The sequence below is a fragment of the Ornithinimicrobium sp. genome (assembly GCF_035267225.1).
GTDB lineage: Bacteria > Actinomycetota > Actinomycetes > Actinomycetales > Dermatophilaceae > Ornithinicoccus.
Window position 1 is genome coordinate 1 of the sequence record NZ_DATFMA010000007.1, and the last position, 13,814, is coordinate 13,814.

At 69.2% G+C, this 13,814-nt stretch carries 12 protein-coding genes and 1 pseudogene; 7 read left to right on the forward strand and 6 right to left on the reverse strand.

The features are described from left to right. A pseudogene (locus VJ976_RS00575) lies at positions 1-358 on the reverse strand (hypothetical protein); the annotation flags it as partial. 261 nt (positions 359-619) lie between these two features. On the opposite strand from VJ976_RS00575, the gene VJ976_RS00580 reads away from it, so the two are divergent. Further along, entirely contained in the window at positions 620-1,648 is a 1,029-nt protein-coding gene (locus VJ976_RS00580; protein ID WP_324097876.1) for an aldo/keto reductase, read from the forward strand. Between the two features lie 29 nt (positions 1,649-1,677). On the opposite strand, the gene VJ976_RS00585 is transcribed toward VJ976_RS00580, so the two are convergent. The 5 genes from VJ976_RS00585 to VJ976_RS00605 all read right to left on the reverse strand — a co-directional run bounded on the left by VJ976_RS00585 (position 1,678) and on the right by VJ976_RS00605 (position 6,832). Further along, positions 1,678-2,715: a zinc-binding dehydrogenase gene (locus VJ976_RS00585; RefSeq protein ID WP_324097878.1), complete on the reverse strand. Its 1,038-nt coding sequence runs from the start codon at positions 2,713-2,715 to the stop codon at positions 1,678-1,680. Between the two features lie 26 nt (positions 2,716-2,741). Next, the gene (locus VJ976_RS00590; RefSeq protein WP_324097880.1) at positions 2,742-3,806 is read right to left on the reverse strand and encodes a molybdopterin-dependent oxidoreductase; all 1,065 of its coding nucleotides are present in this window, start codon (positions 3,804-3,806) and stop codon (positions 2,742-2,744) included. Positions 3,807-3,809: 3 nt separating this feature from the next. Next, complete coding sequence (locus VJ976_RS00595; protein WP_324097882.1) at positions 3,810-4,655, reverse strand: PhzF family phenazine biosynthesis isomerase; 846 nt, start codon at positions 4,653-4,655, stop codon at positions 3,810-3,812. Between the two features lie 94 nt (positions 4,656-4,749). Then, positions 4,750-5,412: a hypothetical protein gene (locus VJ976_RS00600; RefSeq protein ID WP_324097884.1), complete on the reverse strand. Its 663-nt coding sequence runs from the start codon at positions 5,410-5,412 to the stop codon at positions 4,750-4,752. A gap of 19 nt (positions 5,413-5,431) precedes the next feature. Beyond that, the gene (locus VJ976_RS00605) at positions 5,432-6,832 is read right to left on the reverse strand and encodes a selenium-binding protein SBP56-related protein (RefSeq protein WP_324097886.1); all 1,401 of its coding nucleotides are present in this window, start codon (positions 6,830-6,832) and stop codon (positions 5,432-5,434) included. 150 nt (positions 6,833-6,982) lie between these two features. Between VJ976_RS00605 and VJ976_RS00610 the strand changes: the two genes are divergently transcribed. From VJ976_RS00610 to VJ976_RS00635, 6 genes are all read left to right on the forward strand, one after another. Continuing rightward, entirely contained in the window at positions 6,983-7,795 is an 813-nt protein-coding gene (locus VJ976_RS00610) for an enoyl-CoA hydratase (RefSeq protein WP_324097889.1), read from the forward strand. Between the two features lie 43 nt (positions 7,796-7,838). After that, positions 7,839-8,978: a glycine cleavage T C-terminal barrel domain-containing protein gene (locus VJ976_RS00615; protein WP_324097891.1), complete on the forward strand. Its 1,140-nt coding sequence runs from the start codon at positions 7,839-7,841 to the stop codon at positions 8,976-8,978. Beyond that, positions 8,975-10,579, forward strand: a complete 1,605-nt coding sequence (locus tag VJ976_RS00620) for an AMP-binding protein (RefSeq protein WP_324097893.1) — start codon at positions 8,975-8,977, stop codon at positions 10,577-10,579. The genes VJ976_RS00615 and VJ976_RS00620 overlap by 4 nt, the downstream gene beginning before the upstream one ends. A gap of 22 nt (positions 10,580-10,601) precedes the next feature. After that, positions 10,602-11,690 carry an ATP-grasp fold amidoligase family protein gene (locus tag VJ976_RS00625; RefSeq protein ID WP_324097895.1) on the forward strand — a complete coding sequence of 363 codons (1,089 nt, stop codon included), beginning with the start codon at positions 10,602-10,604 and terminating at the stop codon, positions 11,688-11,690. Between the two features lie 202 nt (positions 11,691-11,892). Beyond that, the gene (locus tag VJ976_RS00630) at positions 11,893-13,302 is read left to right on the forward strand and encodes an APC family permease (RefSeq protein ID WP_324097899.1); all 1,410 of its coding nucleotides are present in this window, start codon (positions 11,893-11,895) and stop codon (positions 13,300-13,302) included. 63 nt (positions 13,303-13,365) lie between these two features. Beyond that, positions 13,366-13,671: a GNAT family N-acetyltransferase gene (locus tag VJ976_RS00635; RefSeq protein ID WP_324097897.1), complete on the forward strand. Its 306-nt coding sequence runs from the start codon at positions 13,366-13,368 to the stop codon at positions 13,669-13,671. Positions 13,672-13,814 lie beyond the last annotated feature (143 nt).

Here is a 13,814-nt window from a genome sequence, read left to right on the forward strand (position 1 = left end):
GTGTCACCGACCGGACCTGCTGCAGGCACCGCACCAGCCGGGCGGCACGACGCACCGGCAGCCGGCCCGTGGTCACCGCCTCGCGGATCGGCTCATGCGCCGCCTGCCGCACACTGGTCGCGACCGTCACCAGGTCCCCGATCTGCGCCCGAGACAGCCAGGGACAGCGCGCCGAAACCCAGTCGTAGGCCGACAGCCCGGTGTCGGTATGCAGCCCGCGGTGCAACGCGTCGGCCAGCACCACGACGGTCAGCCGCTCCAGCTGGGCGTGGGCCTCGTTGAGCTCGCGAAGGACCGGGCCGACGTCACCGTTGGGCACGCGATGGCTGTCGCGAGCCAGCGGCTCTGCATCGCTCATGGCGTCACGCACCTGGGCGAGCGCCTCCCTCAGGGTCGGACCCATGAGCGCCGCGCGGCCCGTTCCCCCGGGGACTGGCCCTGTCTCAGCCGGTGCCGATGCGAACATGTGTTCGATTCTATCGCCCGGCACCGACAGACCGCCCTTCACGGGCGGCGGGGCGAGGCAGAGGTCGGCGGCCGGCGCCAGTGCAGAAGCCGATGAGGTACGAGTCCGGACCACACCTCGTGAATGTGGGGGCCGTGACGCAGGATGGTGGCTATGGACTACCGGACCTTAGGCGCCAGCGGATGCGCCGTCTCCACCTTCACCCTGGGCACGATGACCTTCGGCAGCGAGACCGACGAGAGGGGGTCGCACCACCAGCTCGACACCTTCCTGGAGGCCGGCGGCACCGTGGTCGACACGGCGGACGTCTACTCCACCGGCATCTCGGAGGAGATCGTGGGTCGGTGGCTGGCGAAGGCGGCACCCGACGTGCGTGACCGGGTGGTCCTCGCCACCAAGGGCCGGTTTCCCATGGGCCAGGACCGCAACGACGTGGGACTGTCCCGGCGTCACCTGCAACGTGCCCTCGACGCCTCGTTGCGCCGCCTCGACGTGGAGACGGTCGACCTCTACCAGGTGCACGCCTGGGACCCGCTGACTCCGCTGGAGGAGACGCTGGCCACGCTGGACGGGTTCGTCCGTGCTGGCAAGGTGCGCTACGTCGGGCTCTCCAACTTCACCGGTTGGCAGGTGCAGAAGGCCGTCGGTCTCGCCCGCGCACACGGGTGCAGTGTCCCGGTGACCCTGCAGCCGCAGTACAACCTGCTCACCCGCGAGCTCGAGTACGAGATCGTGCCCTCGTGCCAGGACGCTGGTCTCGGGTTGCTCCCCTGGTCGCCGTTGGGTGGCGGGTGGCTCACGGGGAAGTACTCGAGGCAGGAGCGACCGACGGGCCAGACGAGGTTGGGCGAGGACCCCGAGCGCGGCATGGAGGCCTACGCCACGCGCTCGGCGGCGCAGCGCACCTGGGACGTCGTCGATGCCGTCCGCTCCGTGGCCGAGGGCTACGGAGTGCCGATGGCGCAGGTAGCTCTGGCGTGGCTGGTGGACCGGCCGGCGGTCGTGTCGGTCATCCTGGGCGCGCGCACCACCGAGCAGCTGGAGGCCAATCTCGCCGCCGCCGACCTGCACCTGGACACCGACGCGACGCGCACCCTCGATGAGGCCAGCGACCCGGCTCCGCCGGACCACCCCTACGGCACGCTCGGCCTCGACCAGAGGTCACGCTCGCTGCTGGGCTAGTCCGAGCAGCCCGTGGTGCGGGCGCGGGTCTAGGCCGTGGGGTCGACCATCGTCATCCCGGCCACCGGAGTCTGGTCGAAGGTCGGCAGGAGCGCTGCGGCCTGCTCGAGACCGATGGTGCGCTCGATGAGCCGCTGGGGCCTCAGGCGGCCGTGCTCGATGAGCCGGAGCAGCTCCGGGTAGTCGTTCGCGGCCATGCCGTGGCTGCCCAGGACGTCCAGCTCCCGCGCGATCACCGGCGCCATCGGCACCCTCGGGTGCCCATGCGTGGGCGGGAGAAGCCCCACCTGCACGTGCCTTCCCCGGCGGCGCAGGCTGAGCATCGCGTCGGCGCAGGTCTGTTCGGTGCCGACGGCGTCGACGCTGACGTGGGCCCCGCCACCGGTGAGGTCGTGGACGGCGAACGGGATGTCGGTGCCGTTCGCGTCCAGGGTGTGCTCGGCGCCCACGGCGGCAGCGGCACGCAGGGCTTGGGGGTTCCGGTCGACGGCGACGACCCGGGCGCCGATGCAGTGAGCGATCATGATCGCGCTGAGCCCGACGCCGCCGGCACCGATCACCCCTACCCATTCGCCGGGCGCGACGCGTGCTCGGGCGACCAGTGCCCGGTAGGCCGTGGCGAAGCGGCAGCCCAGGCTGGCGGCGGCGCGGGCGTCGATGGCGTCGGGCATGGCCACCAGGTTGGTGTCGGCGGCGTGCAAGGCGACCAACTCGGCGAAGGAACCCGGGTCGGTGACCCCGGGCTGCCGCTGGTGTGGGCATACCTGGGCCTCTCCGTCCCGGCACCACTCGCACCGGCCACATCCGGAGACGAAGGGGACCGTGACCCGGTCGCCGGCCTGCCACTTCGCGACCAGCGGACCGACCTCGGCCACGACCCCGGCCAGCTCGTGTCCGGGCACCTGCGGGAAGGTGTTCTCGTCGTGCCCGGCCCAGACGTGCCAGTCGCTGCGGCACATCCCGGTCGCCTCGACGCGCACGACCACGCCGTCTGCGGGAGCTGCGGGCTCGGGCACCTCACGCACCCGGGGCACGGCATGAGCGGCATCGATCACCACGGCACGCATGCCGCCATCGTGTCAGCCGCGGTGACTCAGGTTGCGGTGACCGGGTGGGGGATCACGGCGTTCCACAACACGCCGTCCCGGTGCGGGGCCTGCCGGAGGGGTTGCAGGTTGCCCGCTTCGTCCCGTGCCCGGGTGCGGATGGTGTGGGGGCCCGCAGGCAACCCGACGTGAAGCTTGAACGGCCGCCACGCCCAGGGCCCGAGGTCGTCCAGCAGCTCAGCCGACTGCCACGGGCCGTCGTCGAGTGCCCAGTCGACGGCCGCGATCGGTGCCTGACCCGATCTGGCGTAGCCGTGCACCTCCAGCGGTCCGGAGTCGACCGCGGCCGGCCAGCCCAGACACAGCTGGCTCTTGACCGGATGTGCGGTGGCGGGCCCGGTGACGCGGCCGGCTTCGTCCCTCAGCACGTAGTACTCGTTCGCGCGGAAAGAGTCCACCCAGGTGGTGGCCAGCTCGAGGCGCTCGAGCCACTTGACGGAGTAGGCGCCCACCCATCCGGGGACGAGCAACCGGGCCGGCGCGCCGTGGGCAGGCAGGAGGTCGGCCCCGTTCATGGTCAGCGCGACGATCGTGTCGGGGTGCAGCGCCTTCTCCCACGGCAGCGACATCCGCACGGTCTCACCCTCGCTGTTGTCGTGGTCGAGCCCCACGGGTCCTACGTATCCGGCCCCGTCGGTGGGTGAGGCGAGCTCGAGGACGGAGGACAGCCTGGGGCCGGTCCAGGTGGCCAGGCCCAGACCGCCGAGAAACCACGGCGTGTTCTTCGGTGCGGCGGAGATCGTCAGCCCGCCCACCGCCGCGAACAACCCTCGCCCGTTCCCGGCGCACTCGAGCCAGGCGTCGACGCTGACCTGCTCAAGGGCCCGCAGATCGTTCAGCGAGACCTCGACCGGTGTGGCGGCGGCGTCGCCGTCGACCCGCAGGCGCCAGCTGGCCGGATCGACGGGTGGGACCTCCCCCGCGCTGCACACGAAGAACCGGTCGAGGGGAGTACGCCGTCGGCCGAGGTCGGCGACGAGCGGTTCCAGACTGGTGCCCAGACGGCGGAAGCCCCTCTCCGGCTTGCCGTACCAGTGACCCGCGGGCTGCATCGGTCAGCGGATGACGTTGGCGGCGCCGGTGACCGCGATGCGCCCGTGCGGGGTGGACAGGTCGACCTGCAGCAGGCTCGGGCGGCCCATGTCGACTCCCTGGTGCACCGTGACCTCCGGCTCGCCGTCGACGAGGGCGAGGGCACGCAGGTACCCACCGAAGGCCGCGGCAGCAGCGCCCGTGGCCGGGTCCTCCACGACGCCACCAGGGGGGAACGGGTCGCGGGCGTGGAAGACGGTCGGGCTCTCGCGCCAGAACAGGTGGACCGTGGTCCACCCTTCGGCCTGCATCAGGGCCCCAAGCGCGTCGAAGTCGTAGTCGAGTCGCGCCAGACGCTCCCGGGACCCCGCAGCGAGCAGCAGGTGCTCGTTGCCTGCGAAGCCCACGTGAGCCGGGAAGTCGGTGCCGAGGTCGTCGCCGCTCCAACGCAGAGCGGTCAGCGCCGCGTCCAGCACCTCGGGGTCAACAGGGCGGGTATGGGTCGGGGCTGAGGTCAGAGTGCCGACGAGCTCGCCCGCCTCGTCGCGCCGCGTCCGCACGGGTACCTCACCGACCGGCGTCTCGAAGAGCACGGCTCCGGGCTCGCCGCGTTCGGCCATGGCCACGGCCGTCGCGACGGTGGCATGGCCGCAGAACTCGACCTCGGCACGTGGGCTGAAGTACCGGACCGCGAAGCGGCCCGGTGTGTCGCCGGGCCGGACGAACGCGGTCTCGGAGTAGCCCACTTCGGCGGCGATGCGCTGCATCTGCGCCTCACCCAGGTCGCGGGCGTCCAGCACCACACCAGCCGGGTTGCCACCGTGACCGCGGTCGGTGAAGGCCGCGTAGCGCAGGATCTCGGTGCCCATGCCCCCAGCCTGGGTTCCCGTCCGGCCACCGATGCCCATGCAGGCATTCTGGCGAAGAGGCGCCTCAGGTCAACCCATCCGGTGCTCCGCGGCATCACCACCACAGCGCCTGCGCGGCACTGAGCAGACCGACCAGGAGCAGGCTCAGCGCCCACACCACGTCGAGGTTGAACCACGTCCGCGACACCGCCTTCACGCCGAGCCAGCGATAGACCAGCACCGCCAGCAGGGCCCCTGCGGCCACCATGGCCAGGGTGTGCACGAGCGCGACGAACACGGCCGGAGCGGCGTTCTCGCCGACGAGCCGCATCATGGCGCCGTGGTCGCCGTCCATGGCCATCTGGTTCATGGACAGGAAGATCGGCAGGAGCATCAGTCCGGCGCCGTGGGCGGTCGCCGCGAGGAACGACCACCACACGAGCCGATGCGGGGCCACCCGGGCCAGGTAGCGGGGGTGATGCGACCGGGACAGCAGCAGGAACAAGCCATATCCGACGGCGATACCCGAAGCGACCAGGCGGATCGTCATCTCCCACTGCACCAGGCTCCCGATGAGGGAGAACGGCAACAACACCACCGCCATGGCCAGGAAATGACCCAGCCCGAGCAGGGCCAGCGACCGCGCCAAGGCCGAGGGTCGGCGCTCCATGAGCGCTGCAGAGACGGCCAGCGGCCAACCCATACCCGGGTTCAGCCCGTGGTAGAGGCCGGCGAGTACGACCGCCGACCAGAGCGCGACGCCGGACGCCTCACCCATGCTCAGCAGGAGGTGGGGCTCAGGCCGAGGGGTAGCAGAAGCTGTCGGTCGAGCAGTCTCCGCCCTCGAGCCGGATCTGGTGCGCCCGGTAGCCCTCGGGGAACTCCACCCAGAAGCTCTCGTCCAGGCTCAGGCCTCCCTCGGCGCCGACGTCCGCCTTCACCATCGCCGCCGGCACTCCGTCCGGGTAGAACTGGTCGTCCCAGGTCGAGTAGAGGGAGTTGGTCCAGTAGACCCGCCGACCGTCGCGGCTGATCTCGACCATCTGGGGCCCGCCGCGGTAGTCGCCCCCCGAGGGGTGCGCGGTCTTGCGGGTGATGCCGCCGGTGTGCACCGAGTCGGTCAGAACGGGGTTCATCGGGTCGCTGACGTCGTACTGGCGCAGCTCGCCGGTGCCCCAGCAGCTGACGTACAAGAACCGGTCATCCAGCGACAGGTCGATATCGGTCACCAGCGGTGGCACCGCCTCGAAGCCCTGCAGCAGCGGCGGGAGGTCGTCCGCGGAGGCGGGCTCGGGCGGGATCACCGCGGTCTTGGTCGCGTGGAACTCGCCGTTCTCGCGCCACCAGGTCCAGATCGATCCTTCGAGGGTCTGGGTGTCGACCACGACCCCGCAGAACCCGTACTCGCGCGCCGGGTCGTGGGCCGGACGCACCTCGAGGGCCATCTGGTGGTTCTCCCCGAGGTCGATGGTCTGTGCGTTGCGCCGGGCCCGCAGGTCCCAGAAGTGCAGCCGGTGACCGTACTTGTTGCTCAGCAGGTCCTCGGCGACGATGCCGTTCTCGAACTGCGGGGGTAGGCCCCACTCGGAGGAGACCATGTAGTCGCGGGGGAGGTTCCACCAGAAGTCGTAGTGCTTGTCCTGGGGGCCGCGGTCGATCTCCCACCGGCCGAGCACCTCGAAGGTCTCACAGTCCATGATGAACACCCCGGGAGGCCCGTCGGTGCCGTCCACGCCGCCACCGCCGAGAGTCGAGACGTAGATGCCCTCGGGGCCGCAGTGGATGGTGTGGGGCCGCGAGTAGCCGGTCTTGGCGAAGATCTCCTCCGGCTCGATGACCTTGTGCAGCCGAGCCGCGGTGGGGCCTCCCTTGACGTCGATCACGTAGATCCGGGACGACCGGATGCCAGGGATGATGAGGTAGCGGCGCTCGAGGAACGCGTGCCCGGTCAGTGGGGACAGCGCTGAGGAGCAGGCGTTCCAGCCGAAGTGGTGGAACTCGTCGCCGGTGTTCGGCATGAGGACCTGGTGCACGATGCTGCCGAAGGTGTCGGATGCCGGATCGACGTCGACGACCGCCAGGCCGTCGGGGGCCGTGCCGTCTGGGCTGAGCATCAGGGTGTACGCCAGCCCTTCGGCCGGAGCCTCCATCGCGAGCCTCGGCGAGGCGTGGAATGTGGCATCTGGCCTGGCTGACATGGTGACCTCCGTTGGTCGGCGACGAGTGTCGCTCCAGCCTAGGGGGAGTCATGGGGGCCAGCCAGAGGGGTGGGTTGACCCGACGTAGGCTGGCTGTTACACAGACCCTTTCCCCTCACCGAGGGAGAGCCGCAGTCAAGGGAGTAGACAGTGGTCACTGCAACGACGCAGCACGAAGAAACCACACAGGCGCAACCGCAGATCTCGATGGAGAAGCGGGAGACCGCCGCGCTGCTCACGCTGAACCTGCCGGACCAGCGGAATCCTCTGTCGTTGTCCATGATGCAGGACCTGCGCGACCGGCTGTTCGAGATCGGCGAGGACCACGAGATCCGCGTCGTCGTGATCAAGGGCGAGGGCAAGGTCTTCTCCTCGGGGCACAACCTGAAGGAGATGACCGACCGCTCGCTGGAGGAACAGCGGGAGCTCTTCGACGTCTGCTCCCAGATGATGCAGGCCGTGCAGCAGATCCCCCAGCCGGTGATCGCGCAGGTCCACGGGGTGGCCGCCGCCGCCGGCTGCCAGCTGGTGGCGACGTGCGACCTGGCGGTGGCCGCGGACACGACACTCTTCCTCACCCCCGGGGTGCGGATCGGGCTGTTCTGCTCCACGCCGATGGTGGCGCTCAGCCGCAGCGTCGGACGCAAGCGCGCCATGGAGATGCTCCTCACCGGGGAGCCCATCGACGCGGCGACGGCGGTCGACTGGGGCCTGGTCAACCGGGCCGTGCCGCAGGAGGAGCTGGAGGGCGAGGTCTGGGACCTGGTGTCGAAGCTGTCGAAGTGGAGCCCGATGACCATCGGGGTGGGCAAGCAGGCCTTCTACGCCCAGGTGGACGTCCCTCAGGCGGAGGCCTATACCCTCATGTCCGAGACGATGGCGACCAACGCGATGGCCCTCGACGCTCAGGAGGGCATCACCGCCTTCCTGGACAAGCGGCAGCCGGTCTGGCAGGGCAAGTGAGCCGGGGCCCCGCTTGAAGGCTGCAGGCCCGCAGGGGCCGGAGATGCTGCTGTACCCGCGCATCCGGCGGTCACCTTTCTTCGAGGCCGTCCGTCAGCACGGGGTGGCCATGTACAGCGTGTACAACCACATGTACATCCCGCGGCACTTCGGCGACCCGGTCGCCGAGTACTGGAACCTGCTCACCAACGTCAACCTCACCGATGTGGGGGTGCAGCGTCCGGTCGAGATCACCGGCCCGGACGCGTTCACCTTCACCAACCGCATCGTCACCCGCGACCTCAGCAAGTGCGAGGTGGGGCAGTGCAAGTACACCTTCCTCACCGACGAGCAGGGTGGCATCATCAACGACCCGGTGCTGTTGCGCCTCGGTGAGAACCACTTCTGGCTCACCCTCGCCGACAGCGACGGTCTGTTGTGGGCCAAGGGGCTCGCGGTCAACAGCGGGCTCGACGTCACGCTCACTGAGCCGGACATGGGCACCATCCAGGTGCAGGGCCCGCGCTCGATAGACGTGATGACCGACGTCTTCGGCGAGTCGATCCGCGACATCGGCTTCTACCGTTTCGCCGAGTACACGCTGGACGAAATGAGCCTCATCGTCTCCCGCACCGGCTACACATCCGAGCTGGGTTTCGAGGTCTATCTCTCCCAGGCCACCGAGTACGGACCGGCTCTGTGGCGGCGTCTCTACGCCGCCGGGCAGCCGCACGGGGTCGGGGTGGGCGGTGTGTGTCACATCCGCCGGATCGAGGGCGGCATGCTCGCCTACGGTGCCGACGTCGACCTGTCGACCAACCCGTACGAAGTCGGCCTGGGCTACCCGTGGATGGTGGCCCTGGACAAGGAGGGCGGCTTCGTCGGCGACGAGGCGTTGCGCCGCATCCGCGCCGAGGGTACCGCGCGGCGTCTGGTCGGGATGGTCATCGACGGTGCACCCTTGGGCTCGTACAACGACGGGACCATGGTGGCCCCCTACCCGGTGGTCCGGGAGGGGGGCACGCTGGGCAGGATGATGTCCGCGTGTCACTCGCCGCAGCTACAGCAGAACATCGGGATGGTGATCCTGCCGACCGAGGACGCCGATCCCGGAACCGAGCACGAGGTGGTGATCGACGGCGAACCGCGCCGGGCCGTCGTCACCGAGATGCCGTTCACCGGACGCAGGACGGGGAAGCCGTGATCGACCCGCTGCCGTCCACCGACGGCACCGCACAGGCACTCACCATGGCCGCCAACGACGAGGCTCTGACCCCCTTGTCCTTCCTGGAGCGATCAGCGCGCGTCCACGGCTCACGCGTCGCGGTGGTCGACGGCGAGGTCGGCTTCACCTACGCCGAGTGGCTCATCCGCGCCCAGGGGCTGGCTGGACATCTGCGATCGCTCGGCGTCGAACCGGGGGAGCGGGTCGCCGTGCTGGCGAACAACAGCGAGCCGGTGCTGCTGGCGCACTTCGCCGTGCCGATGGCCGGCGCCGACCTCGTGGCCATCAACACCCGACTGGGCCCGCACGAGGTCAGCTACATCCTCGAGCACTCCGGTGCCCGCGTGGCCCTCGTCGGGCCGCAGTACCGCGAGCTCGTCGCCCAACGGCCGGAGGTGACGCAGGTCGTCCTGGACGAGACCTTCGATGAGGTCGTCGCCGCCGGTCGCGAGAGCTACCAGGGCTGGCACGTGGCCGACGAGCGAGCCTCGATCTCGGTGAACTACACCTCGGGAACCACCGGCCGCCCCAAGGGCGTCGTCTACCACCACCGCGGGGCCTACCTGAACGCGCTGGCCATGACGCTGGACCACCGGGTCAGCGCGGAGAGCACCTATCTGTGGACCCTGCCGATGTTCCACTGCAACGGATGGACCTTCCCGTGGGCGACCGTCGCGGTGGGGGCGCGGAACCTGTGCGTGCCAAGCATCGACCCGCAGCAGATCTGGGACCTGTGCTCTTCCGGCGAGGTCACACACCTGTGCGCCGCGCCGACCGTGCTCACCATGCTGGCTGAGTCGGAGGCGGCCAGAGAGCTTCCGGCGCCGGTGCGGCTGGTGACGGCCGGAGCACCACCCGCGCCCACGATCATCCAGCGGATGGAGGACCTCGGGTTCTTCGTCGACCATGTGTACGGCCTGACCGAGACCTACGGCCCGTTCACGGTGAACGTGACCGACCGCGAGCTGCATCCCCGGGACGACCCGGACCACTACCGGGTGCGGGCACGCCAGGGGTTCGCCAACGTGGCGGCCGGCTCGGTCCAGGTGCTGGACGGCGACGGGCGTGAGGTCCCCGCGGACGGGCAGAGCCTGGGCGAGGTGTGCATGCGCGGCAACGTCGTGATGACCGGGTATCTGGGCGATCCCGAAGCGACCGAGGAGGCGTTCGCGGGCGGGTGGTTCCACTCCGGCGACCTCGCGGTGGTGCACGAGGACGGCCAGATCGAGCTGCGCGACCGCAAGAAGGACCTGGTGATCTCGGGAGGCGAGAACATCAGCACGGTCGAGGTGGAGCAGGTCGTCGTGCAGCATCCCGCGGTAGCCGAGTGCGGCGTGGTCTCCCGTCCGGACCAGCGCTGGGGCGAGGTCCCGGTCGCGTTCGTCACCCTGCGCCGAGGTGCCAGCGTGACCGAGGCGGAGCTGCGCGAGCACTGCCGCGAGCGCATGGCGCACTTCAAGTGCCCCGCCCAGTTCGTCGTCACCGACCTGCCGAAGACGGCGACCGGCAAGATCCTCAAGGCCGAGCTGCGCCAGCGCGCCACCGAGGTCGCCCCGGGGGCCGTCCGGCTCGACTCCTGAGCAAGCCACCCGGAGGAGCCCCATGCACAAGGACCTTGGCGCCCGGATCACGGGCGACGTGTCACGCTTCGGGGCCCGGGTCGTCCGGCATATCGACTGGAGGGCGCACCAGCACGTGAGGGGGCTGGCGCCGGTCGACGTCCTGCCTCACGGCCAGGCCTCCCCGCCCTCCTTTCGCCGCCGGTTGCACGACCTCAACCGTGGCCCCCGAGAGCTCAAGAGGCTCGACCCGCAGGGCCGTCACCCGCTGCGACAGATCCCCTTCAAGCTGCGCAACTACCGTCTCGCCAGCAGCCACGGCGTTCCCGTCCCCGAGGTGCTGAGGGTCTGGGCGACGCTCGACGGCCTGGACCTGACTGAGGCACCGGAGACGTTCGTGCTCAAGGCCGACCGCGGGGCCGCAAGCCGCGGCGTCCTCCCGCTGCGACGGGTGGACCACGACGCCTACCGGGTCGTGGGGGAGCGGCAGGTGATGACGCAGGAGCAGGTGCGCGCCCATCTGCGACAGCCCAAGGTCAAGGGCCCCTTCTTCATCGAGCCGCTGTTGGCGCCGCCGCAGGGCGACTCCCTGCCGCAAGACATCAAGCTCTACATGTTCTACGGCGAGCTCGGGCACGTCATGCTGCGCCGGATGGCTCGGCACGGGGACATGCGACGGGCGCGCTACCGGTTCCTCGACGAGGATGGAGCCGATCTCGGCGATGACGTGGCGCCCGGCAACCACATCGACCCCACCATCGAGCCGCCCCAAGCCTTCGCCGACTACGTCGCGATCGCCCGCCATCTGTCCCGGGCGGTCGCCCTGCCCTTCATCCGGGTCGACCTGCTGGAGACGGACCAGGGGCCGGTCTTCGGGGAGCTGACCCGGGCTCCGGGAGGGCGGCAGTGGTTCCGCGACGACCACGACCTCCACCTCGGCCGGCTGTGGGACCAGGCCCAGTGCCGGATGGAGCTGGACCTGGCCGATGGTCGGCCGTTCCGCAACCTGCGCGGCGAGCATCCCTCTCCTCCGCTCTACCCTGCTGGGCATGAGCCCAGGCTCGAGCGCGATCAGGGTCAGGAGAACCTTGCGCCCCTCCCGTGCAGTAAGTGGTGTGTTCGGCCCGTCTGAGATGCGTTCACGGTGTGGCGTCCTTGGGGACGGAGTCGAAACGCACAATTGACGCCTCTTTAGCCCCGTGCTAAACAGTGCGCCACCGAGACGCATGTTGCTCGTAAGGCGTTCGTCGGGCCTGAACGATGGGGCTCGTGTCCCTCTGCTCGGAAGGTTCATCGTGGCTACCAACAACCGTGACACCGGACTAGCGCGCAACATGGGGTTGCTGGCTGCTATCGCCACTGTCGTGGCCGGCACACTGGGCGCAGGTTTGTTCGTGACGATCGGGACTGCTAGCAGCACAACGGGTCCCAGCGTGATCCTCGGGGTTCTCATCACCGGAGTCGTCGCGATGTCCATTGGCACGTACTACTGCTGGATGGCAACAATCTTTCCTGCGGCGGGAGGCTCCTACACGTATCTGTCACGCACCTTCCAAAGCCGCCCTATCGGCTTCCTCGTGACGTGGACCAAATGGTTGGGCTATATCGCAGCCGACGCGGTGCTGGCTATCGGCTTCGGCAGCTATCTGAATGTCTTTCTGCCCGATGTGCCCCCGGCGGTCTCCGGTTTTGTCCTGTTGACTGTGCTCTTCGTCATCAACCTTCTGGGCACCAAGGCGTACAGCGCCTCGCAGAACATCATGTTCGCCCTTCTCCTGGCCGCCATTCTTGTCCTCGTTCTCCCGGGGCTGTTCTCGATCGACCTCGCGAACTACCAACCGTTCTTCACGGGCGGGTTCAACGGCTTCACCGCCGCGACGGTCCCGTTGTTCTACGCCTACATCGGCATCGAGGTGGCCGCGCAGATGGGGGCCGAGGTGAAGAATCCCGCCCGGAACCTCCCGCTGGCCATGGTCGGTGGAATCGGCATTCTGATCGCGTTGTTCATGCTGACCGCTCTGGTGATCTACGGGGTCGTCGGTGACTACACGTTGCTGGCGGACTCCGACCGGCCACTGGTCACCGCCGCCGACACCTTCCTCGGGGAGGCCGCCGTCATCCTGGTCGGAGTGGGAGGCCTGCTCGCCACGGCGACCAGCGTCCACGCCGTGATGATCGCGGCGGTCAAGCTGCCGTACTCATGGTCGTGGGACGAGGTCTTCCCCAGCTGGTTCTCTGACGTCAACAAGCGGTTTCAGACGCCGCACTGGTCGCTGCTCACGCTGTATGTCGGTGCGAGCCTGCTCATGTTCTGGAGCGGTGGCCTGGACCGGGCCATCGCCATTGCCACCTTCGCCTACCTCGTCGCCTACATCACGGTCGCGGTGGCTGCCCTGTACATCTACATGAGGAAGCCGAAACTCGCGGCACGCGCCGCCTTCCACCCGGGTCCGTGGTTCTACATCCCGCTGTTCATCGGCGGGGTCGGATCGGTGGCGATCATCAGCCAGGCCGCCGAGTGGGGGGCCCTGTTCACCGGGCAGTTCGGCGAGCTGACCACCTTCGCGATCTACCTGCCGTGGCTGGCTTTCGGTGTCGTCGTGTACGGCTTCTTCCACCAGCTGGGCAAGAAGCGCGGCACCGATGTCGACGCCATCCTCGACACCGTGCCGGGAGACTCCGCGGCACGGATGTCCTCGGTGACCCAAGAGTCGTCATCGGGCGAGACTGGCCCCAAGTCTTGAGCCGTTCCGGGCCCGCCGGGTTCTTCGACACTGCCGAGCTCGCACCGAGACGCAGTCCAGCAGATGACCGTGAAGCGGCGGTACGTGATGGCGTTGCCCGGCCCCACCTCCAGCCTCCAGGGCGAGCTCTTGCCGAACGTCGAGGGTGAGCCGTTGCTGAACAACGTCATCACCCATCCCGAGCACCAGCGGCTCGGCTACGCGAAACTGGCGCTGTCGTACGCCCTGAACAGTCTGGCGGCGGCGGGTCATACTCGGGCCGTCTGGTACGTGACTTCCGGCAACACCGCCTCAGAAGCGCTCTCACAGTCGCGCGGGGCCGTGTGCGAGGACTCATATCCAACCGAGCTCAGCAGCTCGCGAGGCTGAAGGGAGCATTGCTCTGTCAGGTCTGGAAGACCGGGCAGCCATCCTCAGGCTCGGACACGCGACGAGTTCGGCTTCGTCCTCACCGGGAGAGACGTGCCACACGAGCACTTCGTCCACGGCATCCTCCCGGCGAAGGTGGTGCC